Genomic DNA, 21,185 nt, shown 5'->3' on the forward strand with positions numbered 1-21,185 from the left:
CCATAGACCTCCTGCACGYCGAAGCGCTCCATCAGGCCCTCATCGCACATCACCTTGGCCCCGCCGCCGCCTTCTTCTGCCGGCTGGAAGATCACGACCGCGGTGCCGTCGAAATCGCGGGTCTCGGCGAGATATTTCGCGGCGCCGAGCAGCATGGTGGTGTGGCCGTCATGACCGCAGGCATGCATCTTGCCGGGCACGGTCGAGCGGTGCTCGAGATTGGTTTCCTCGTGGATCGGCAAAGCATCCATGTCGGCACGCAGGCCGATTACCTTGCCGGAACCCTGGCGCTTGCCCTTGATCACGCCGACGACGCCGGTCTGGCCAATGCCTGTCACCACCTCGTCGACGCCCCAGGCCCTGAGCTTTTCGGCAACGATGCCCGCCGTGCGATGCACGTCGAAGAGCAGTTCGGGATGGCGGTGAAAATCGCGACGGATCGCGGTGAGCTCGGGCGTCAGCGCCGCGATGAGTTCGGACTTCGGCATCATGTCCTCGGGCAGAGAGGGAAGGTTGGCAGAAATCGGGTTGCCAAGTCATGCAAGCTAGCGCGGTCCGACCGGGTCTGTCCAAGCCGATTGCGGCATGAGGGGGCAGAAGCGGAGGAATGGCGTCGCGACCGCGTATGGTTGCAATCCTCGCATCATTCTGGATCGATGGCTGGTGTCGGCGGCAGATCGTTCTCGCGGTCGAGATGACTGCATGTGTCCGTGTCGCGGGCTTCCAGGAGAGCAGGATCTGTCATGGTGGAGTGGCTTTCAGCCTTCACGTTCTGCTCGCTGCTCAGCGCAGCCGCGGTGTTCGGCCTCCTGCTGCGGAGCCGGTTGCCCGAGGAGCACCTGACCGAAAGGAACATGGAAGCGCTGCGGCTGATCACGAGCCTCCTCGTTACCTTTGCGGCGCTTGTCCTCAGCCTGCAGCTGTCGAGCGTGAAGAGCGCGTTCGACATGGCGTACCGGGACAGGAACGCGGATGCCGGGCAACTGGCCCAGCTCGATCAGTGCCTGCGCAATTTCGGCCCGGGGGCTGAGAAGGCCCGCGAGAATCTCCGGAGCTATACCGCCGCGGTGATCGCGAGCACCTGGCCCGACGAGGAAAGGCCGACCGGCATTGCCTATCCTGATCCCAGCACCATGGGACGCCACGGGGAAAGYCCGACGCTCAGCGTGCTGGTCAATCAGATCGGCCTCGAGATCAATGGCCTCGCCCCTGTCGACGGGTTGCATGCGAACCTGGCTACGGAATGCCGTGCGAATTTCATGAGCCTGCAACAACGTCGTTGGGCGGTGATTGAAGATGCGAGGGACCCGGCGTCGCGGCTGTTCACGAACGTCCTGACGTTCTGGCTGATGCTGGTCTTCGTCAGCTTCGGCCTGCAGGTCCCCCGCAAGCTGCTGGCCGCCATCGTCCTGGCGATCGGTGTGGTTTCGATATCGAGCGTGATGTTCGTGATCGTTGACCTGAACTCGCCCTATGGCGGCCTGTTCGGCATCCCAAGCACATCGATGCGCAATGTGTTCGAGGCCATGAGCCGGTAGGCAGCTCACCTTCATTTCGTGCGAGTGTTGTCGTCGATGCCTTCGCTTGGGGGCGAGGCGACGAATGACGTAGGGCCAGATTGCTGTCCTTTTGCCGGGGATGCCGGCGCCTCTTGCTGCCGGCTGCATCAGTGGCCGCGCTGCAAGGAGGTATCTTCGATGACCCATGCTCGCGGCCGATGTTACGGGTTTTACTCATCGTTCCCTGACACTACCCGCGCCGCTCGGCGCCGAAATCGTGACAACCCTCTGATTCTATTGCGGTCATGCGGTGCGGGCACGACTGGCGTGTTTCTTGATCAGCATCGAGCGCTGCGCGGACTTGCTTCCCGCAGCAGGGAAGAAACGCTTATCGGGAGACAACAAGATGAAAAGACTCGCGGGCCTGACTCTCGGACTTACGCTTCTTGCGATTGGCTATGCCGGCGCGGAGGTCCAGAGCAGCAAATACTATGTGTCGCCGGAGCAACTCGACACGACCCGGTTCATGGCGCCGCCGCCATCAGCGGATACGACCCGGCGGGAGCTCGAGATCATGCTAAGCCTGCAGGAGAAGCGAACAGCCGAACAAGCCGAGCGGTCGGTCGCGGACCTTGAGCAGAGCGTCTTTCGCTTCGCCGACGTGATGGGACCCGAATTCACGGCCGAAAAACTGCCGAAAGCGGCGGCATTCTTCACGAAGGTCTACAAGACGGAGAGCGCCTTCAACAAGCAGGGCAAGGAAAAATGGGATCGCCAGCGGCCGCCGGTGGTGGACGCTCGTCTCAAGCCGGTCGCCAAATATGCGAACAGCGGCTCTTATCCGAGCGGTCACGCTGCATTCTCGTACCTCACCGCGATCGTGTTGGCCGATATCGTGCCGGAGAAGGGCGAGGCGATCTTCGGGCGTGCCGTCGAATTCGGCGAGAACCGGGTGATCGGCGGAGTGCACTACCCAAGCGACATCCAGGCGGGCCGGGAGATGGCCGCGATGATCGCGGTTCTCGCCTACCGGAACCCCGATTTCCAAAGGGATCTCGAAGGAGCGAAGTCCGAAATCCGCGGCGCCTTGCGACTGGCGCACTGATCCAGCTGTCATGGCAGGTCGGTCCCGTCGCGGGATCGACGCGGTGACGAATTCCCAAGGGGTGGCCGCCTGGACAGGGGGCTGCCCCTTGCGTTGCCATCGGCCTTTTGAGGTGCCGCGTTCAGAACGCCTGCCCGTCGATCTCATCCGGCTTGCCTCCCGTTTGCCATTCCGAAACGACCGCCGCTGCACCTTGGTGTAGCGGTMAGCGCCACGGACTTGCTGGAACGGTCCGGCATCGGAATGCACCGGAGATCTCGCGTGGAAACTTCCCTCTATCTGCCGGTCAAACACTTCCTCGAAGGCCTGGGCTATTCCGTGAAGGGTGAGGTCGGGCGCTGCGACCTTGTTGGTCTCAAAGGCGATGATCCGGCTGTCGTCGTGGTGGGAGAATTGAAGCTGACCTTCAATCTCGAACTCATCCTGCAGGGCGTGGACCGGATGAAGCTCGGTGACGAGATCTGGCTTGCAGCCCGGTTGTCGGCGCGGGGGAAGGGACGCGAGAGCGATTCCCGCTACCGCAATCTGTGCCGGCATCTCGGTTTCGGCCTTCTCGGGGTCGCTTTGTCCGGTCGCGTCGATATCCTCGTTTCCCCGGCCGCGCCGACGCCGCGCAAGGATGCCAAGCGGCGTTCGAAGCTCGTGGAGGAGCACAAGCGGCGTCGGGGAGACCCTGTCGCAGGCGGCGGTTCGCGCGCACCGATCATGACGGCCTACCGGCAGCAGGCGCTCGCTTGCGCTGCAGCCATGACGGCAGGCCCGCAGCGGCCGCGCGATCTCAAACAGTCATGCCCGGACGCACAGAAGATCCTGCACCGCAACGTCTATGGCTGGTTCGAGCGAGCCGATCGCGGCGTCTACGCCCTGACCGACGCCGGCCGCACGGCTCTGGCGAGATGGGTGGCAACGTCGGTTCCGGACCCCCTCGTACCTGGGCAGCACGGAGTCGTGCCTCCGGTGGCGGACACCAACGAGGGCCTCTCCGCCGCGGCCTGCTGATTGGCGCATCGCGCTTCCGCCCGCAGCCGGGGGATGGATCGGTCTAGCAGGCGCTCGCAGCGAGATAGATCTCGGCGATCCGTTCGATTCCGGCCTGGTCGGCGGTGTCGAAGCGGGAGGGGTGGGGGCTGTCGAGATCGATCACGCCGATCACCTCACCGTCGCGGAGCAGCGGCACGACCAGTTCCGAGCGCGAGGCTGCATCGCAGGCGATATGGCCGGGAAACGCATGGACGTCTTCCACCAGCATGGATTGCCGGCGAGCGACCGCCGCTCCGCAGACGCCGCGCCCGACGGGAATGCGGACACAGGCCGGYTTGCCCTGAAACGGCCCGAGCACGAGCTCGCCGTCCCGCATGATGTAGAATCCGGCCCAATTCAGATCCGGCATCATCTGGAACAGCAGTGCCGAGGTATTGGCCGCGTTGGCGATCGGGTCGCTTTCTCCCGCCAGCAGGCCCTCAAGCTGCGAGGTCAGCTCGCGATAGAACCCTGCCTTGTCGCTGCTCGCGATTGCTTGTGCCTGAAACATGGCTGCTCACCTCCGGCGCTCGCCCTTCGTTATGGCGCTCCCTAGCATCGCGCAGGGGCGACAGCGAGAGCGCAATGGTGCGTATCGATCCACTTGGCTACAAGGAACGCAGCGCCGGGGTTTCTCTCCCTGCATGATTCCTCGCCTTGATGAAGTGATGTCCACCATGTCCGAGATTCAACCCATTCGCGAAGCGGTCATCCCGGAGCTGCCGAACTATTATCGGGGCAAGGTCCGCGAGAATTACGATCTGCCGGACGGGCGCCGCATTCTGATCGCCACGGACCGCCTCAGCGCCTTCGATCGCGCTATCGCCTGCATTCCGTTCAAGGGGCAGGTGCTGACCCAGACAGCCCGGTTCTGGTTCGAGAAGACCGCGGATATCTGCCCGAACCATGTGCTGGAATATCCGGACCCCAACGTCGTCGTCGGCCAGAAGCTCGATATCCTTCCCGTCGAGATCGTGGTGCGCGGCTATCTCGCGGGCACGACCAGCACATCGGTGCTGACCATGTACAAGYAGGGCAGGCGGGATCTCTACGGCATCCGTTTCCCGGATGGCCTGCGCGACAACGAAGCGCTTCCTCATGCCGTCATCACGCCGACCAGCAAGGCCTTCGACGGCGGCCATGACGAGCCGCTTTCCCCGGACGAGATCGTCGGCAGCAAGCTCCTGACCCAGGAACAGTGGGATACGGTGTCCGGCTATGCGCTGGCCCTGTTCGCCCGGGGGCAGGACATCGCGCGCGGACGTGGGCTCATCCTTGCCGATACCAAATACGAGTTCGGTACCGATCGGCAGGGCCGGATCATGCTGGCCGATGAGATCCATACCCCCGATAGCAGCCGCTACTGGTTCGCCGAGAGCTACCCGGCGCGCTTTGCGGCGGGAGAGCGGCCGGAGAGCTTTGACAAGGATTTCGTGCGCAACTGGGTCGCCGCACGCTGCGATCCCTACAACGAGCCGATCCCCGAGATCCCGGACGAGCTCATCGCGCAGACCTCGCAGGTCTATATCCGCGCCTTCGAGACCATTACGGGCCAGGCGTTTGAGGCCCCTGCCGGCCAGGAGCCGCCGGTGGATAGGATCCGCCGGAACCTGGCGCGCTATTTCTGAGGTCAGTTTGGGGCGCGCATGTCTCCAAGCATCGTCGGGATGAGCTCCGATACGGTCGGATGGATCGGAACAGCGCGCAGCAGCCTGTCATAGGGCGCGCCCGCATTCATTATGTCGAGGATCCCATGGATCGCCTCGTCGCCGCTCGTCCCGAGGATCGCAGCGCCGAGGATGCGGCGCGTCTCGGCATCGGCAATGACGCTCATGAAACCAAGCGTCTCGCCCTTCTCGATGGCGCGGCCGACGCGCGTCATCGGCCGGCGGCCAACCAGCAACGGCCGGCCGCTGGCGTGCGCCTGGGCAAGCGTCATGCCGACCCGCCCGAGCGGCGGATCGATGAAGAGCCCATAGGCCGGGATGCGGTCACTGACCTTGCGCGTCTCTCCATCGAGTAGATTGGCGGCGACGATCTCGAAATCATTATAGGCCGTGTGCGTGAAGGCGCCGCGGCCATTGCAGTCGCCGATTGCCCAGATGCCGGGGACATTGGTCGCCAGGCTGTCGTCGACCTCGATATAGCCTCGTGCATCCGTTGCGACCCCGGCCTTGTCGAGACCGAGATCGTCGGTGTTCGGGCGGCGCCCGACGGCAAGCAGGACATGTGACCCGATGATCTCGGGTGCGCCGGAAGTGCAATCCACGCCGACCGCGATGCCCTCCGGGTGGGGAGCGAATCGAATGCACTCCGCGCCGGTCCGGATCTCGATCCCTTCGGCGACAAGGATATCGCGGATCGCCTCCGAAACCTCTTCGTCCTCGCGGGACACGAGATGTGGACCCTTCTCGACAACAGTGACGGCTGCACCGAAGCGGCGGTGCATCTGAGCGAATTCGAGGCCGATATAGCTGCCGCCGATGACGACGAGATGCTTCGGCACCGTGTCGAGACCAAGGATCGAGGTGTTGGTCAGGTAGGAGATGTCGCCGATCCCGGGCATGTCCGGCACGACGGCGCGCCCGCCGACATTCAGGAAAATGCGGGGTGCGCTGATTACATCGTCGCCCACCCGCATCCGGTCGGCGCTCTCGAAGCGCGCATGCCCGGTGAGGACGGTGCAGCCCTTCATCCCGCGCAGCCAGGTCTCGATATTGCGGCGCGAATTGGCGGAGACGAGGGCGGCTCGCTCCTTGACCTTCGACATGTCGATGCGCGGCGGCGTATCCAGGATGACGCCGTACTCGGCGCCACGGCGCGCGAGATGCGCAGCATAGGCACTGGCGACCAGCGTCTTGGTCGGCATGCAGCCGGTGTTGACGCAGGTGCCGCCAAAGAGATGGCGTTCGRCGATCGCAACCGACAGGCCGGCACCGGTCATCCGGCCTGCCAGTGAAGGTCCGGCCTGGCCGGCCCCGATGATGATGGCGTCGAAAGTCCGGTTCATCGCGCGGCCACCACGATCAGCCAGGCGGCGAGTAGCGCCACCACGTCCTCGATCAGCGCGGCAGGCCTGTCGCGACCGAAAGCTCCTGCGAGGCCCGCCCGGGCTGCGGCCCCGCCAAGCGTACCGGCGACGGCGCCAACCGCGCCCGCGATCGCGCCAAGCGCGAGCGATCCGGCCGCGGCGCCGATGGCCGCGCCGGACAGGGCGCCTGTCACGATGCGGCCGCCGAACTGCGTCGGGACCTTGCGGCTCGCCGTCGACGGCAACTTGTCGGTGATCAGTTCGCCGATGGCCAGCGCGGTCAGGATCCAGGGCGTCCAGGCATAGCCCAGGAAGGCCAGGGGGCTGGCACCGAGGTTGATCCAGCCGAGATGGGCGGCCCAACTGACGGCGGCCGGTGCCATCATGGTGCGCAGCCCGGCCACGACCCCGATGAGCACTGCGAGCAAGACGGCCATGGTCTTCCCTCGAACGGCAGGGTATCGCCGCCCAAGACAACGCTAGCTCATCGCGCAGGTCAACTCATCGTTGACCGGTCGGCTCCCTGGCGTAAGGTCAAGCATCAAACCCGGCGGCAACGAGGTTGCCTTACACCCCGTACTCCTTGCGCCACGCCGCGAAATCGTCGAGCGAGACGTTGGAGCCGCAGAGGATCAGGCCGACGCGCTCCCCGGGCTTGAACATCTCCTTGCGCGCCACGGCTGCGGCAACCACGCAGCCTGCCGCCGGCTCGATCAGCACCCTCCCGTTCTGCAGCACCCAGGCCATTTCGCGCACGGCCTCGGCATCGGGCACGGTGACGATCTCCTCCAGATACTGGCGCGCTGCCGCCATGGTGCGTTCGGTCGCGAAGGGGGCGCCGAGCGCGCGGGCGATCGAGGTCGGCCGGATCGGTACCGGCTTGCCGGCCTCCAGCGCCTGGGTCATCGTCGTTGCCCCCTCCGTCTCGACGCCATGAATGCGCACCGCCGGGTCGAGTCCCTTGAGAGCCGTGCCGACTCCGGCCACGAAGCCGCCGCCGCCGATCGAGATAAAGACATGGTCGAGGCGCCCGCTGGCATCATTCGCCAGTTCGAGGCCGAGCGAGCCATGGCCGGCGATGATCGCCGGATCGTCATAGGAGTGGACATTGGTCATGCCCTTCGCCGCGTACTCGTCGGCCTTGGCAAAGGCCTCGATCGCGTCCTCGCAAAGTTCGACCTCGCCGCCGGCCTGCCGGGTGAGCTCGACATTGAAGGGCGCGACATTCTTCGCCATCAGCACGAGCGCGCGGGCGCCCATCGATTTGGCGACCATCGAAACCGCGATCGCGTGGTTGCCGCCGGAAACGGTGACGATGCCGCGCTTCAGCTCGTCCTCGCTGAGCGCCATCAGCTTGTTGAAGCAGCCGCGCACCTTGAACGAACCGCCGAGCTGCAGGCTCTCCACCTTCACCACGGTCTCGACGCCGAGCCGCGCCGAGAGGCCGGCGCTATGGAAGCTCGGAGTGCGCCGCACCTTGCCGGAGATGCGGGTGGCGGCAGCCTGGATATCGGCGAGCGTGACGTCGAAATTCATGGGACTGGACTTCTCTCATGGCCCGGCGGCGCCGGCGTCTCGGCGCGCACATCAACGCGTCCGGCGCAGGCCGGTCAAGCCACAGCTGACGATTGACCTGGCTGTCAGGCTGCCTAGCGTGTCGGCATGAAACCTGCCTTCCCGTCTGCCTTTGGAGATCCGACCCCGTGAAATACACCCCCAAGGAAATGCTGGCGAAGCTGGTTTCGTTCAATACGGAATCGCAGCGCAGCAATCTCGAGCTCATCCATTTCTGCCGTGATTACCTCGCCAGCCTCGGTGTCGAGAGCACGATCGTTCCGAGCCCCGACGGCCAGAAGGCCAATCTCTATGCGACGGTCGGACCGGCGGTTGCCGGCGGCGTCGTGCTCTCCGGGCACACCGACGTCGTTCCCGTCGCGGGGCAGGACTGGAGCTCCGATCCCTGGACGCTGACCGAGCGCGACGGCAAGCTCTACGGTCGTGGAGCCTGCGATATGAAGGGCTTCGACGCGACCGCGCTGGCGCTGGTGCCGGAGATGATCGAGGCCGGGTTGAAGCGCCCGGTCCATATCGCGCTCTCCTATGACGAGGAGGTCGGCTGTCTCGGCGCGCGGATCATGATTGAGGCCATGGTCACTGCTGGCCTCACGCCGTCGGCGGTGATCGTCGGCGAGCCCTCGATGATGCAGGTCGTCACCGGCCACAAGGGCGGTACGCGGATGAAGACGACGGTGCGCGGCCATGCGGTGCATTCGAGCCGCGTCGACATCGGCGTGCCGGCCGTCATGATCGCCGGCAAGCTGATCGCTTGGCACGACGAGGTCATGGCGGAAAACAAGACCCGGACCCCGAATGATAACGGTTTCGAACCGCCCTACACGACGCTGCATGTCGGCGTGGTCCAGGGCGGCACGGCCGTCAACATCACGGCCGAACATTGCAGTTTCACCCATGAGGTGCGCGTCATTCCTGGCGAGCGCGACCAGAATTACGTCGAGCGCTACCGCGCCCGCATCGCCGAACTCGAGGCCGGGATGAAGGCGATCGCGCCCGAGACGGGCATCGAGATGGAAGTCACCTCCTTCACGCCCGCGCTCGGACCGGAGCAGCGTGGCGAGGCGGAGGCCCTTTCACGCCGGCTGACCGGCGACAATGGCAGCCATGTCGTCGCCTATGGCACCGAGGGCGGGCTGTTCCAGGCGGCAGGCTGGTCGACGGTGGTCTGCGGCCCGGGCGATATCGCCCAGGCTCACCAGCCCGACGAGTTCATTACGGTAGCCCAGCTCGATGCCGGGGCGCGGTTCATCCGTGGCGTAATCGCCGAATTGGCACGCTGAGAGATATCCGACGCCATGAACGTCCGTTCCTGGCGTCGATTTTGATGGTTGCGTGTGAGCCTTGGGTTCGGTGCGCAAGAAAATGCAATCTGGAGCGTTTCTCATCAGCCGTACTGGACGCCGCTCACGAAGCGTCATTAATCTGCCATCTTCTTTCGCCGGGCGCTTGGGAGGCGCCCGGCGGGAGCCGCTCCCGGGAGGAGTGGGTAGCAAAAACGATTGGGAGCGATCGAATTATGTCAYTCAAGACGAACTGCCTCGCCGCGGTTGCGGCTCTGGCGCTGATGTGCGGCGCCGCGCAGGCACAGACACTGCGCTATGCCAACCAAGGCGAGCTCAAGTCGCTCGATCCCTATACCGTCAACGAGACCACCACCAATGCCCATCTCGGCCACCCCTATGAGGGCCTGACGGCGCGCGGCAAGGACCTCAAGATCGAGCCCGCCCTCGCCGAGAAGTGGGAAGTCTCCGATGACGGCCTGAAATGGCGCTTCTTTCTGCGCAAGGGCGTGAAGTTCCACAATGGCGAGGATTTCACCGCCGATGACGTGATCTTCTCGGCCGAGCGCGTCCGCGCCCCCGGCTCGAACTTCACCACGCGCATTCCGACCGACGCCAAGTTCACCAAGGTCGATGATTACACGATCGACGTGACGCTGAGCTCCCCGAACCCGATCCTGAATGCCCAGTGGGACACCTGGTACATCATGTCGAAGAAGTGGGCGGAGGCGAATAACGCCGTCGCTCCGACACCGGCAGCGGCGACGACGCCGAGCCACGCCTCGCTCAATGCCAATGGCACCGGCCCGTTCAAGATCGAGAGCCATCAGCCCGGCGTGAAGACCGTCTTCAAGGTCAACGAGAACTGGTGGAACAAGAAGGTCGAGCACAATCTCAAGGAGATCGTGTTTACGCCGATCGCTTCTGATGCGACCCGGGTCGCGGCCCTGCTCTCGGGCGAGGTCGACGTGATCGAGCCGGTTCCGATCCAGGACATCCAGCGTGTCAACAGCGCCGGCAATGTCCAGGTCATGACCGGGCCGGAACTGCGCACGATCTTCCTCGGCATGGACCAGACCCGCGACGAACTGCTCGAATCCAACGTCAAGGGCAAGAACCCCTTCAAGGACCCGAAGGTTCGTCAGGCTTTCTACCAGGCGATCGACATCGAAACGATCAAGAGCCGCGTCATGCGCGGCCTGTCGACTCCGTCGCCGCTGATGATCGCGCCGGAACTTTTCCCGCACGCCGGCTTCACGCGGGCCAAGTTCGACACCGAGGCCTCCAAGAAGCTCCTGGCCGAGGCCGGCTATCCCAACGGCTTCGAAGTCGGCATGGATTGCCCGAACGACCGCTATGTCAATGACGGCCAGATCTGCCAGGCCGTGGTCGGCATGCTGGCTCGCGCCGGCATCAAGGTGAACCTGAACGCTCAGCCGAAGGGCCAGTACTTCGCCAAGGTGCTGAAGTCGGGCGGCTACAAGACCTCGTTCTACCTGCTCGGCTGGACCCCCGGGACCTTCGACAGCCACAACGTGCTCAACGACATCCTGGGTTGCCGCGATGTCGCCGGCTCGTCGCGCGGAGAGTCGAATCTCGGCGGCTACTGCAACAAGAAGGTCGACGCGCTGACCGACAAGATCCTGGTCGAGCCCGATACCGCCAAGCGCGACGCCATGATCAAGGAAGCCTTCAAGATCACGGTGGACGAGTTCGCCTATATCCCTCTGCATCAGCAGGCTCTCGCCTGGGGTGTCTCGAAGAAGGTCAAGCTGACCCAGCGCGCCGACAACTCGGTCCTGCTCTATTACGCCACCAAGGAGTGACGTGAGAGGCGCGCGGAGCGATCCGMGTGCCTTCCTTCATCCTCATCGTCATCCCGGACAGACGGTGCAGCCGCGCTGAACCAGGATCCGTTGCAGCGCATGGCGCTCCTGCTGGATTCTGGATCTCCGCGTCCCCCCAGCCCGGRATGGCCGCGCGTTTTCCGACCTCGGCAAACCGGGGATTCAAGGCGGCCATGTTAGCTTTCATTCTGCGTCGGCTGTTTCAGTCGCTTCTCGTCATGCTGAGCGTGGCGCTGATCGCCTTCGCGATGTTCCGTTTCGTCGGCGATCCGGTGAACCAGCTCGTCAGCCTCGACACGCCGCAGGCGCAGGTCGAGCAGATCCGGCGCTCGCTCGGCCTCGACGACCCCGTCATCGTCCAGTTCTTCCGCTATATCTACAACGCCGCCCGGCTCGAATTCGGCGTGTCCTACCAGTTCCGGCTTCCGGTGATTTCGCTGCTGGGTGACCGCGCGCCGGCGACGCTCGAACTCGCCTTCATGTCGGCCCTGTTCTCGCTCCTCGTCGGCATCCCGATGGGTGTCTACACCGCGCTGAAGCGCGACAGCTGGCTCGCCAAGATCTTCCAGGCAGTGTCGCTGATCGGTATCAGTCTGCCGACCTTCCYGATCGGCATCCTCCTGATCTACCTGTTCTCGGTCACGCTTGGCCTGCTGCCATCCTTCGGGCGCGGCGAGGTCGTGAAGATCGGCAGCTGGTGGACGACAGGCCTGCTGACCSTGTCCGGCCTCAAGGCACTGATCCTGCCCTCGATCACGCTCGGCCTGTTCCAGATGACGCTGATCATGCGCCTCGTCCGCGCCGAGATGCTCGAAGTGCTGCGGGCAGATTACATCAAGTTCGCCCGGGCGCGTGGGTTGCGCACCCGGACGGTCAATTTCGGCCATGCGCTCAAGAACACGCTGGTTCCGGTCATCACCATCGCCGGACTGCAGCTCGGCTCGATCATCGCCTTCGCCATCATTACCGAGACGGTGTTCCAGTGGCCGGGTATGGGCCTGCTCTTCCTGCGGGCCGTCCAGAACGTCGATATCCCGATCATGGCTGCCTATCTGATGCTGATCTCCTTCCTGTTCGTCAGCATCAACCTGGTCGTCGACCTGCTTTATGCCGCCGTCGATCCGCGCCTGCGCGCGACGATCGGTGCGCACTGAGCTGGCGGAGAGTTGAAACCATGAGCATGACCACTCAGCCGCCCGCTTCGCCCGAGAAGATCCCGACCCGCTGGGAACGCTTCCTCGACAGCGACATTCTGGCCAGCTTCCTGCGCTCCAAGGTGACGATGGTCGCTGCCTTCGTCGTGCTGCTGCTGTTCATCGGCGCGGCCTTCTCCCCCTGGATCGCACCGACCAATCCCTTCGACCCTGCCTCCGTCTTCCTCGCCGACGCCAACATCCCGCCGGCCTGGCAGCAGGGCGGGGAGGCCCGCTTCATCTTCGGCACCGACGACCAGGGGCGGGATCTCTATTCGGCCATTCTCTACGGCCTGCGCGTCTCGCTGGTGGTGGGCGGCCTCGGAGTGATCCTCGCCGCCTCGATCGGCATCACGCTCGGCCTGCTCGCGGGCTATCTCGGCGGACGTGTCGATTCGCTGATCATGCGCATCGCCGATGTCCAGCTCACCTTCCCGGCGATCCTGATCGCGCTTCTGATCGATGGCGTCGTCCGCGGTATCTTCAAGAGTGCCGCGCGCGAGGACACCGCGATCTATGTTCTGGTCATCTCGATCGGCCTGTCCTTCTGGGTGCAATATGCCCGCACCGTGCGGGGCTCGACGCTGGTCGAGCGCAATAAGGATTATGTTCAGGCGGCACGCCTCGTCGGCCTGCCGGCGCCGCTGATCATGCTGCGCCATGTCCTGCCCAACGTGATCGGCCCGGTTCTCGTCATCCTGACGATCAATCTGGCGCTCGCCGTCATCACCGAGGCGACGCTTTCCTTCCTGGGTGTCGGCCTGCCGCCGACGCAGCCCTCGCTCGGCACTCTGATCAGCATAGGCAACCGCTACCTGTTCTCCGGCGACTGGTGGATCGTCGCCTTTCCCGGCGTGACCCTGGCGATCCTGGTGCTGGCGGTGAACCTGCTCGGCGACTGGCTGCGCGATGCGCTCAATCCGCGGCTGAGGTGACCCGATGACCGTCCCCGTTCTTTCCGTCCGTGACCTGACCGTCGAGTTCGTGACGCGGCGCGGTACCTTGCGCGCGCTCGACAAGATCTCCTTCGATATCGCACGCGGCGAAGTGCTCGGTGTCGTCGGCGAATCCGGCGCGGGCAAGTCCGTCACCGGTTCCGCGATCATCGGCCTGATCGATCCGCCGGGGCGCATCGCCGGCGGGGAGGTCGTGCTGTCGGGCGAGCGCGTCGACAATCTGCCGCCCGAGGCGATGCGCAGGATCCGCGGCAAGCGGATCGGCATGATCTTCCAGGATCCGCTGACCAGCCTGAACCCGCTCTACCGGGTCGGCGAGCAGTTGATCGAGACGATCCGGACTCATACCAGCCTGAGCGCAGCGGATGCCCGCGCGCGCGCCATCGCCCTGCTCGACGAGGTCGGCATCCCGGCGCCGGAGCGGCGGATCGACGGCTATCCGCACGAATTCTCCGGCGGCATGCGCCAGCGTGTCGTGATCGCGCTCGCGCTCTGCGCCGAGCCCGAGTTCATTATCGCCGACGAGCCGACGACTGCGCTCGACGTCTCGGTCCAGGCCCAGATCATCGCGCTGATCAAACGCCTCTGCAGTGAGCGCGGCACTTCGGTGATGCTGGTGACCCATGATATGGGCGTCATCGCCGAAACGGCCGACCGGGTCGCGGTGATGTATGCCGGCCGGATCGCCGAGATCGGCCCGGTCCGCGATGTCGTCAAGGACCCGCTCCACCCCTATGCGAAGGGGCTGATGGGCGCGATCCCGTCGATCGAGGGTGATGCCGACCGCCTCGTGCAGATTCCCGGCGCGATGCCCCGGCTTTCGGCCATTCCGCGGGGATGTGCCTTCAATCCGCGCTGCGCTCATGCCTTCGCCCGCTGCCATGTCGAGCGGCCCGAGCTGACCAGGGTCGGCGACCGGCAGGTCGCCTGCCATCTCTACGACCAGCCCAATGCGGAGATCGCAGCGTGAGCCAGCTCCCTCCGCCTAACGCCGCCTTCGTCCAGGTCCGCGACCTGAAGCGCGTCTTCGACGTGTCGAAGCCCTGGCTCAACCGCATGCTCGAACGCGCGCCGAAGCAGTATCTGAAGGCCGTCGACGGGGTTTCCTTCGATATCCGCAAGGGCGAGACCTTCGCGCTCGTCGGTGAATCCGGCTCGGGCAAGTCCACCGTCGCGCGCATGGTGGTCGGCCTGCTGCCACCCTCGGGCGGTACTGTCAGCATCGCCGGCATCTCGATGAACGACGTTGCGGTCGCGCAGGAGCGTCAGCGGATGCGTCGGCGCATCCAGATGATCTTCCAGGATCCCTATGCCAGCCTGAATCCGCGCTGGCGTGTCGGCCGGATCATCGCCGAGCCGATCCGCGCCTTCGACATCATCGAGGGCGAAGGCGACATCAATGCCCGCATCGGCGAATTGCTGACGCTGGTCGGCCTGCATCCCGATGACGCCAAGAAGTTCCCGCACGAGTTCTCCGGGGGGCAGCGCCAGCGCATCGCGATCGCACGCGCGCTCGCCTCGAATGCCGAGTTCATCGTCTGCGACGAGCCGACATCGGCGCTTGATGTCTCCGTGCAGGCGCAAATCCTCAACCTGATGCGCGATCTGCAGCAGAAATTCGGGCTGACCTATCTCTTCATCTCGCACAACCTCGCCGTGGTCCGGCATATGGCGACGCGCATCGGCGTGATGTATCTCGGCCGGCTTGTGGAAGTTTCGGAGGGCAAGCAGCTCTTCTCGGCCCCGCGCCATCCCTATACCCGCATGCTGCTCGATGCGGTTCCGGATCTCGCCATGGTCGGCAAGGCGCGCGAGGGCGTGAAGGGGGAAATCCCGAACCCGATCAACCCGCCCTCCGGCTGCACCTTCCATCCGCGCTGTCCGCTGGCGTTCGACCGCTGCAAGATCGAGAATCCGCCGGTGATCGACGGTGTCGCCTGCCATGCCGTGAACGGCGACCGGGCGGCGGCGGCCTGAGCCGCGCCGCTCAGGGGGCGATCAGGAGGAAGCAGGCCCGCCGGCCTTTGGCCTGCTGTTCGCTGCAGGCTGCGGCATCAATGGCGCGAGCGGTCGCTCGGTCCGGTATTGCCCGCGGGCAATCGCCGTGAACATCAGGGCGACGGAGGCGAGCGTCATCAGCCACCAGGTCTGGAAGGTGGCAAAGCCCAGAACGGCAAGCGCGAAGGCCGTGACATAGGCAGCAGTGACGCCGGCGGCGAGCGCTCCCGCCATCTGGCCCGCGGCCTTGATCGCAAAGTACAGGCAGATCGCGGCCGAAGCGGCTCCGACAAGGCCGAGCTCGAACCAGAACTCGAACAGAATGGTCGTCGGCGTGTCTTGAGGCAGGCCACCCGTCAGGCGGCCGCGCAGCACGGTGTCGAGGCCGTGCCCGGTGATCAGCTGAACCGGTTCGCGGCTGACGATGTCGGCCCAGATGCCGAGGGTGAGGGCGAGATCGTCGGGCAAGCGCGATGCGATCGGCATCAGCAGGAAGGGCAGGAGCGGCGCCAGCAACATCAGCCCGGCAACGATAATGGCGATGGCGCGAGCGGCGACGACCCGATTGGCGCTGATCGCTCCGAAGGCCACCGTGCCKCAGATCATCGCCACCGCCTCGCCATCCTCGAAGCGGGTCATGGCAAGCAGGCCGACGGCGAGAGCGAGGCCCAGTGCGCTCAAGCCGCGCGCACGCGAGAGGAGCCAGGCGAAGGCGGGCCACGACATGATCAGCACGACGCTGACGCCGCGTTCGACGCCCGGAGAGACGCCAGCGGCGCTCATGTTCCCGGCGACCAGCAGCGCGAGAGCAAACAGCGCGGCGATGCCGGTGCCGAGCGGCACGAGATTGAGGTTCGAGGCGCGCATGCGTTCCGGGAGCGCCGCGGCACCGCAAAAGCCGAGCGCGACGGCAAGAACCAGATTGGTGGCCTTCTCGGTCGCCGAAAGCGTGTAGGGGCTCCAGACCAGCGAGAGCAGGGCCCAGGCCACGAGCCCCATCAGGATCATGCCTGGCCGGCTCAGCAGGGAATCCCTCAGATTCCTGCCGAACTGGCCACGCTCCTCGATCAGCGAGGAAATGATGAGCAACGCAACCCCGATCGGCGCGAGCACGACGGCCGCGCGACGCGACACCAGCGACGCTATCGGTAGCGCCAGCGCAAGCGTGGCGAAGCCGATGCGACGCAGCAGCAAGGCTGCGTCCGCGGCGGGGTCAATCGGGGCATTGGCGTTGTGGCGGATCATGGACGGCAACCGAACAAACGGCTTTGACCGGAGAACACGCCGGACGTCAGCCCCGCAGCACCCTAGCTTGTGGCGGCCCGCGCGACTGTAGGTGCGCTGCAACAGTGAGCCGGCATCTGACGCAGGGCCATGACGCCATCATAGCACCTTGCGGTCACGGTTCTGGCTGCGGATGATATTTCGTGGGATGGAGGGACGATGAACACGCTTGCCGCAATCGTCTATTCCTCCGGTTTCCAGATCGATGCATTCATGGTTGGCCTTGCCAGCCAGATGAAGCGGCAGGGGTTGAAGCTCGGCGGTGTCGTCCAGCACAACGGCGATGATTGCGGGGATGGCTGTCACGCCATGGCGCTGGAGGACCTCGCGAATGGCCGGCGCTTTCCGATCAGCGAGGATCGTGGTGCGGGCGCGTCGGGTTGCCGGCTCGACGTCGCCGGCCTTGCGGCAGCGGGAGGAGCGGTCGCGGCCGCTCTGACGGGAAACATCGATCTCGTGATCGTCAACAAGTTCGGGCGGCAGGAGCAGCTTGGTCAGGGCCTGCGCCAGGAGATCGCGGCCGCGGCGCTATCGGGCCTGCCCGTGCTGATCGCCGTTCGCGAGGATTTCGTTTCGGCCTGGCGTGAGTTTGCCGGCGATGACTGGACCCCATTGCCGCCTGAGGGCCGAGCGGTGGAGACCTGGGCTGCGGATCGGCTCGGTGTGCCGGCGTGAGGCCCGGCGCCGCCGATCGCGAACGCGAGATGCGACGCTTGCGGGCCATGGCATGACCATCCCTCCAACGCTTGGTCTCCTCCTCGCCGGCGGGCTCGCGCGCCGCATGGGCGGTGGCGACAAGCCGCTTCGGCTGATCGCCGGGCGCAGCATTCTCGCCCATGTCGTCGATCGCCTGGGGCCGCAATGCGACGGACTTCTGATCAATGCCAATGGCGACCTGTCGCGCTTCGCTGAATTCGGCCTGCCGGTGGTCGCCGACAGCGTGCCCGGTTTCGCCGGGCCGCTGGCCGGCATCCTGGCCGGGCTCGACTGGATGKCCGCGAACCGCCCCGGACATGCCTGGATGGTCAGCGTTGCGGCAGACACCCCCTTCATCCCGCGTGATCTTGTGCAACGGCTCCATGTGGCGCGCGCAGCGGGCAATGTTCCGCTGGCCTGCGCTGCATCGGGCGGCTGGGACCATCCGGTGATCGGGCTGTGGCCGGTCGCGCTGCGTGACGACTTGCGGCATGCACTCACGGTCGAGGATGAGCGAAAGATCGGCCGCTGGACGGCGCGCCATGGTGTTGCGGCGGCGGAGTGGCCGGTCGATCCGGTCGACCCGTTCTTCAATGCCAATCGCCCTGATGACCTGGTCGAGGCCGAGCAGCTTCACGCGCGGCTGAGCGATGCGTGATGGTGGGTTGGGGCGCCCGCTGTACCAGCTTGCCGCAGAGCCCGGCTCTGAGGGCGCGTGCCGGCTTCGCTACGGAAGCGCGAAGGTGCATTGGAAACCATCGAACAGCGTCAAACAGGCGCGCCGAGGCATGGATCTCAGGTTTCTGCGCCCGATGGCGTCAGCACGGGCCAATCGCTCTCGTCAGCCTTCCAGCAGCGCTTTGAGACGCCTCAGATCGCTCGTGACCCAGTCGGCATCGCGGGCGAAATCGTCGTCGCTCATCTCGGCCCGCTTGTAGAGAGTGAAGATCACCTCGCTGCCATCGCCATTGGCGAGGGCGCGCATCGGGTTGTGCATCGGCTCCCCGTGATCGGGGATCACGGCATGGTCGAGCACACCGTAAGGATTGGGTTCGCTGAACAGGATGCGCATCAGGCCCAATGGGGTCTCGGCAGCCCAGGTCATGCCTTCGATATGCCTGAAACTATGGCCCAGCCCTTCGGCCCATTTCGGGAAGTTACGGGGCTCTGCCAGAAAGCCGTAGACCTGCTCGATCGGCCTGCCGATCGAGATGCTGATATGGCGCGCGGGCTGAACGGGCATGGAACGACCTCCTTTCGGTCAACCTAGAACAAAAGAAGAACATTGGCAAATGCCTGGAGCCGCCCCGGTATCCGGCCGGGGCGGCTGGGCGCCGGTGCGGAGGGCCGATTGATTACGCCAGCCGGGGTGGGCATGCGATCCGCGCCCGCACCTGGGGTGAGGCGAGGCAGGTGGCGACGGCCTCGTAGCCGGGAGTGCCGGGGTAGGGGGAGACACGGACCGGTGGGCTGTGATTGGCAGGGCAGAGGATGATCGCCTCGTCGGACCCAACGGCTGCCAGATCCAGAATCGCGCAGGAGCGCGTGAGCATGAAGAGCGGCCGTCCATGCGGCCCGCGGCCGCGCAGATGGGCGATCAAGGCTTGCTGTGTGGCCTGATCCAACCCGTCCTCGATCATGTCGACGACCAGGACCGCGGGACCCTCCGCTTCCAGTTCGGCGACCAGGGCGGCCAGCGCACCAGACATCCGGGCRCCGTCGTCGACGAGCCGGGCCAGGGTCCTGGCGACCCGAGACTTCAATGCCGGATCGGAATCCATGTCTGCCCGGCCGATTGCGCCGTCAGCCGCGATCCGATCGAGCCCGAGGAAGGCCGCATCGGGCAAGACCTCGGCCAGGCGCCGGGCCAGCCGCGTCTTGCCGCTGCCGAGCGGGCCGACAATGTAGGTCAGCGGCAGGATTTCGCGCAGCTCAAACCGTTCGCCGCCCCAGGGCCAGGGCAGATCGAAGGCGACGCCGCGTTCGATTGCGGGCTCCAGCAGGCGCACCAGTTCTCCGGCCGCGGGTGCCTGACCTCTGGCAAGGTCAGTCCGCAGGCTGCGGACCTTCTCCAGCGTTCCTGCGAGCTGACGGGCACGCTCCTCGAGCGAAGCCTGGTGAGCCGCCAGGGCCGGTTCCAGCTCCTGGGCATCGCCTCCAAGCACGCGCGCCACCTGGACGAGGCTCAGCCCAAGCGCGCGCAATGCGGCAATCTCGGCGGCACGAGCCATCTCGGCGGGGCCATAGGCGCGCCACCCGGCCATGGTGCGGACCGGGGCGACCAGTCCGCGCTGCTCGTAGATGCGCAACGCCTTGGCGGAAACACCAAGCCGCCTGGCCGCCTCGGCCGGGTTCAGGAAAGGAGTGCAAGAGCTCACGAATCACCTCGTTACCGGCTGACCGCTGCCCTTATCGGGGCGGTCCCAGGGGCCGGGTCAACAACGCGCTCGCGATGTCTGGCCGCCTCCACGCTCGCGGCATGAGGCCGGAGGCGAGTGTCCRCTCGCCGCCGAGTTCTGATTTCGGGCCGGGGGGGGTGCCTCTATTCGATGACGATGCGGGGCGCGGCCCGGGTCTTGCCACTCAGGCCCGCCTGAACCTGCCTCGCAATGGCCAGATAGGCCTTGGCATGGGCGCTTTCTGGGTCGCTTGCCACGATCGGCCGGCCGGCGTCCGAGGTCTCGCGGATCGGCATGGCAAGCGGGATCTCGCCAAGGAAGGGCACGCCCAGCCGCTCTGCCTCGTGCCGCGCCCCGCCATGGGCGAAGATGTCGGAGCGGTGGCCGCATTCCGGGCAGACGAAATAGCTCATGTTCTCAACGATACCGAGGATCGGCACCTCGACGCGCTTGAACATGGCGACGCCGCGACGGGCATCGAGCAGAGCCAGATCCTGAGGCGTCGAGACGATCACTGCGCCCGCGAGCGGTGTCTGCTGCGCCATGGTGAGCTGCGCGTCACCCGTGCCGGGCGGCATGTCGACGACCAGCACGTCGAGTTCGCCCCAGGCGACCTCGCGCAACATCTGGGTGATGGCCGAGATCACCATCGGCCCACGCCAGATCATCGGCGTCTCCTCGTCGATCAGGAAGCCGATCGACATGATCTTCAGCCCATAGGCCTCCATCGGTGCCAGCGTCCGGCCGGAGACCAGGCGCGGCTTACCGGTGATGCCGAAGATCTTGGGCACGGAGGGACCGTAGATATCGGCGTCGAGTACGCCGACCTTGAGGCCGAGCATCGCGAGCGCGACCGCGAGATTGGCCGTGGTCGTCGACTTGCCGACGCCGCCCTTGCCGCTGGCCACCGCGATGATCTGCTTCACGCCGGGCACGCCGGCGGCCTTTGGCATCGGCCCGCCGGGACCTGGCTGGCCGTGCGCCTGCTGGCGTGCCTGCGCGGCGGCAGAGGGCGCCGGTCGCGACGGCGCCTTGTCTGCCGTGAGCCCGACCAGAACCTGGGTGACGCCCGGAATACCGCCGACCGCGCTTTCCGCGGCCCTTCGCACGGGTTCCATCGCTTCAGCCTCGGTCGGATCGATGCCGATCGCAAAGATCACCTTGCCGCCGTCGATCAGGATTTCCGCGATACGGCCGGAAGCGCGCAGCGATTGGCCGCTCGCGGGCAGTTTCACCAGCTCGAGCGCGCGCAGAATGTCGGATTCGGTCAGGGCCACGAAGGCGTACTCCGGCTGGCGCGGC

The 21,185-nt window shown here is 65.6% G+C and carries 21 protein-coding genes; 12 read left to right on the top strand and 9 right to left on the bottom strand.

Annotation, left to right across the window (positions count from 1 at the left end):
• Positions 1-488 (bottom strand): amidohydrolase (locus AC1DRP_RS09495; RefSeq protein WP_476768382.1); only part of this gene is annotated, 488 nt, incomplete at its 3' end.
• Positions 489-743: 255 nt separating this feature from the next.
• Here AC1DRP_RS09495 and AC1DRP_RS09500 point away from each other — a divergent pair.
• From AC1DRP_RS09500 to AC1DRP_RS09510, 3 genes are all read left to right on the top strand, one after another.
• Complete coding sequence (locus AC1DRP_RS09500) at positions 744-1,538, top strand: bestrophin-like domain (protein WP_441493533.1); 795 nt, start codon at positions 744-746, stop codon at positions 1,536-1,538.
• Between the two features lie 295 nt (positions 1,539-1,833).
• Positions 1,834-2,604 (top strand): acid phosphatase, encoded by a 771-nt coding sequence (locus tag AC1DRP_RS09505; protein ID WP_441493534.1) that lies wholly within the window; start codon positions 1,834-1,836, stop codon positions 2,602-2,604.
• A 261-nt stretch (positions 2,605-2,865) separates the two neighbouring features.
• The gene (locus AC1DRP_RS09510; RefSeq protein WP_476768383.1) at positions 2,866-3,603 is read left to right on the top strand and encodes a DUF2161 domain-containing phosphodiesterase; all 738 of its coding nucleotides are present in this window, start codon (positions 2,866-2,868) and stop codon (positions 3,601-3,603) included.
• Between the two features lie 43 nt (positions 3,604-3,646).
• Here the strand turns inward: AC1DRP_RS09510 and AC1DRP_RS09515 are convergent, their stop codons facing one another.
• Positions 3,647-4,135: a GAF domain-containing protein gene (locus tag AC1DRP_RS09515; protein ID WP_441506099.1), complete on the bottom strand. Its 489-nt coding sequence runs from the start codon at positions 4,133-4,135 to the stop codon at positions 3,647-3,649.
• Between the two features lie 166 nt (positions 4,136-4,301).
• Between AC1DRP_RS09515 and AC1DRP_RS09520 the strand changes: the two genes are divergently transcribed.
• Positions 4,302-5,252, top strand: a complete 951-nt coding sequence (locus AC1DRP_RS09520) for a phosphoribosylaminoimidazolesuccinocarboxamide synthase (RefSeq protein WP_476768384.1) — start codon at positions 4,302-4,304, stop codon at positions 5,250-5,252.
• 2 nt (positions 5,253-5,254) lie between these two features.
• Here the strand turns inward: AC1DRP_RS09520 and AC1DRP_RS09525 are convergent, their stop codons facing one another.
• The 3 genes from AC1DRP_RS09525 to AC1DRP_RS09535 all read right to left on the bottom strand — a co-directional run bounded on the left by AC1DRP_RS09525 (position 5,255) and on the right by AC1DRP_RS09535 (position 8,191).
• The gene (locus tag AC1DRP_RS09525) at positions 5,255-6,634 is read right to left on the bottom strand and encodes an FAD-containing oxidoreductase (protein WP_476768385.1); all 1,380 of its coding nucleotides are present in this window, start codon (positions 6,632-6,634) and stop codon (positions 5,255-5,257) included.
• The gene (locus AC1DRP_RS09530; protein ID WP_441506102.1) at positions 6,631-7,092 is read right to left on the bottom strand and encodes a DUF4126 domain-containing protein; all 462 of its coding nucleotides are present in this window, start codon (positions 7,090-7,092) and stop codon (positions 6,631-6,633) included. Before AC1DRP_RS09530 ends, AC1DRP_RS09525 begins: the two co-directional genes overlap by 4 nt.
• Positions 7,093-7,222: 130 nt before the next feature.
• The gene (locus AC1DRP_RS09535) at positions 7,223-8,191 is read right to left on the bottom strand and encodes a threonine ammonia-lyase (protein ID WP_441506103.1); all 969 of its coding nucleotides are present in this window, start codon (positions 8,189-8,191) and stop codon (positions 7,223-7,225) included.
• Between the two features lie 167 nt (positions 8,192-8,358).
• On the opposite strand from AC1DRP_RS09535, the gene argE reads away from it, so the two are divergent.
• From argE to AC1DRP_RS09565, 6 genes are all read left to right on the top strand, one after another.
• Positions 8,359-9,510, top strand: a complete 1,152-nt coding sequence (gene argE, locus AC1DRP_RS09540; protein WP_441506104.1) for an acetylornithine deacetylase — start codon at positions 8,359-8,361, stop codon at positions 9,508-9,510.
• Positions 9,511-9,746: 236 nt separating this feature from the next.
• Positions 9,747-11,336, top strand: coding sequence for an ABC transporter substrate-binding protein (locus AC1DRP_RS09545; protein WP_476768386.1), 1,590 nt, complete (start codon positions 9,747-9,749; stop codon positions 11,334-11,336).
• A 194-nt stretch (positions 11,337-11,530) separates the two neighbouring features.
• The gene (locus AC1DRP_RS09550; protein ID WP_476768387.1) at positions 11,531-12,511 is read left to right on the top strand and encodes an ABC transporter permease; all 981 of its coding nucleotides are present in this window, start codon (positions 11,531-11,533) and stop codon (positions 12,509-12,511) included.
• A 20-nt stretch (positions 12,512-12,531) separates the two neighbouring features.
• Positions 12,532-13,485 carry an ABC transporter permease gene (locus AC1DRP_RS09555; protein WP_441506106.1) on the top strand — a complete coding sequence of 318 codons (954 nt, stop codon included), beginning with the start codon at positions 12,532-12,534 and terminating at the stop codon, positions 13,483-13,485.
• A gap of 4 nt (positions 13,486-13,489) precedes the next feature.
• Positions 13,490-14,476 carry an ABC transporter ATP-binding protein gene (locus AC1DRP_RS09560; RefSeq protein WP_441493544.1) on the top strand — a complete coding sequence of 329 codons (987 nt, stop codon included), beginning with the start codon at positions 13,490-13,492 and terminating at the stop codon, positions 14,474-14,476.
• Positions 14,477-14,562: 86 nt separating this feature from the next.
• Complete coding sequence (locus AC1DRP_RS09565) at positions 14,563-15,483, top strand: ABC transporter ATP-binding protein (protein ID WP_441506139.1); 921 nt, start codon at positions 14,563-14,565, stop codon at positions 15,481-15,483.
• A gap of 21 nt (positions 15,484-15,504) precedes the next feature.
• Here AC1DRP_RS09565 and AC1DRP_RS09570 read toward each other — a convergent pair whose 3' ends face one another.
• The gene (locus AC1DRP_RS09570) at positions 15,505-16,749 is read right to left on the bottom strand and encodes a peptide ABC transporter permease (protein ID WP_476768388.1); all 1,245 of its coding nucleotides are present in this window, start codon (positions 16,747-16,749) and stop codon (positions 15,505-15,507) included.
• Positions 16,750-16,947: 198 nt separating this feature from the next.
• On the opposite strand from AC1DRP_RS09570, the gene AC1DRP_RS09575 reads away from it, so the two are divergent.
• Together AC1DRP_RS09575 and mobA are read left to right on the top strand one after the other, a co-directional pair.
• Complete coding sequence (locus AC1DRP_RS09575) at positions 16,948-17,463, top strand: DUF2478 domain-containing protein (protein ID WP_441506108.1); 516 nt, start codon at positions 16,948-16,950, stop codon at positions 17,461-17,463.
• A gap of 52 nt (positions 17,464-17,515) precedes the next feature.
• Positions 17,516-18,142 carry a molybdenum cofactor guanylyltransferase MobA gene (gene mobA, locus AC1DRP_RS09580; protein WP_476768389.1) on the top strand — a complete coding sequence of 209 codons (627 nt, stop codon included), beginning with the start codon at positions 17,516-17,518 and terminating at the stop codon, positions 18,140-18,142.
• Between the two features lie 183 nt (positions 18,143-18,325).
• Here mobA and AC1DRP_RS09585 read toward each other — a convergent pair whose 3' ends face one another.
• The 3 genes from AC1DRP_RS09585 to AC1DRP_RS09595 all read right to left on the bottom strand — a co-directional run bounded on the left by AC1DRP_RS09585 (position 18,326) and on the right by AC1DRP_RS09595 (position 21,160).
• A complete protein-coding gene (locus AC1DRP_RS09585) occupies positions 18,326-18,727 on the bottom strand; it encodes an SRPBCC family protein (protein WP_441506109.1) in 402 nt (133 codons plus the stop codon).
• 112 nt (positions 18,728-18,839) lie between these two features.
• Positions 18,840-19,862, bottom strand: coding sequence for a MerR family transcriptional regulator (locus AC1DRP_RS09590; protein ID WP_441506110.1), 1,023 nt, complete (start codon positions 19,860-19,862; stop codon positions 18,840-18,842).
• Positions 19,863-20,026: 164 nt separating this feature from the next.
• Positions 20,027-21,160 (bottom strand): Mrp/NBP35 family ATP-binding protein, encoded by a 1,134-nt coding sequence (locus AC1DRP_RS09595; protein WP_441493550.1) that lies wholly within the window; start codon positions 21,158-21,160, stop codon positions 20,027-20,029.
• Positions 21,161-21,185 lie beyond the last annotated feature (25 nt).

Source organism: Allobosea sp. 01N443, assembly GCF_056399325.1.

What these genes read in the sequence shown, in the direction of transcription:
- AC1DRP_RS09575 (WP_441506108.1), top strand. Translation starts at nt 16,948, where the DNA reads ATGAACACGCTTGCCGCAATCGTCTATTCCTCCGGTTTCCAGATCGAT.
- AC1DRP_RS09535 (WP_441506103.1), bottom strand. Translation starts at nt 8,191, where the DNA reads ATGAATTTCGACGTCACGCTCGCCGATATCCAGGCTGCCGCCACCCGC.
- AC1DRP_RS09565 (WP_441506139.1), top strand. Translation starts at nt 14,563, where the DNA reads ATGCTCGAACGCGCGCCGAAGCAGTATCTGAAGGCCGTCGACGGGGTT.
- AC1DRP_RS09555 (WP_441506106.1), top strand. Translation starts at nt 12,532, where the DNA reads ATGAGCATGACCACTCAGCCGCCCGCTTCGCCCGAGAAGATCCCGACC.
- AC1DRP_RS09530 (WP_441506102.1), bottom strand. Translation starts at nt 7,092, where the DNA reads ATGGCCGTCTTGCTCGCAGTGCTCATCGGGGTCGTGGCCGGGCTGCGC.
- AC1DRP_RS09560 (WP_441493544.1), top strand. Translation starts at nt 13,490, where the DNA reads ATGACCGTCCCCGTTCTTTCCGTCCGTGACCTGACCGTCGAGTTCGTG.
- AC1DRP_RS09585 (WP_441506109.1), bottom strand. Translation starts at nt 18,727, where the DNA reads ATGCCCGTTCAGCCCGCGCGCCATATCAGCATCTCGATCGGCAGGCCG.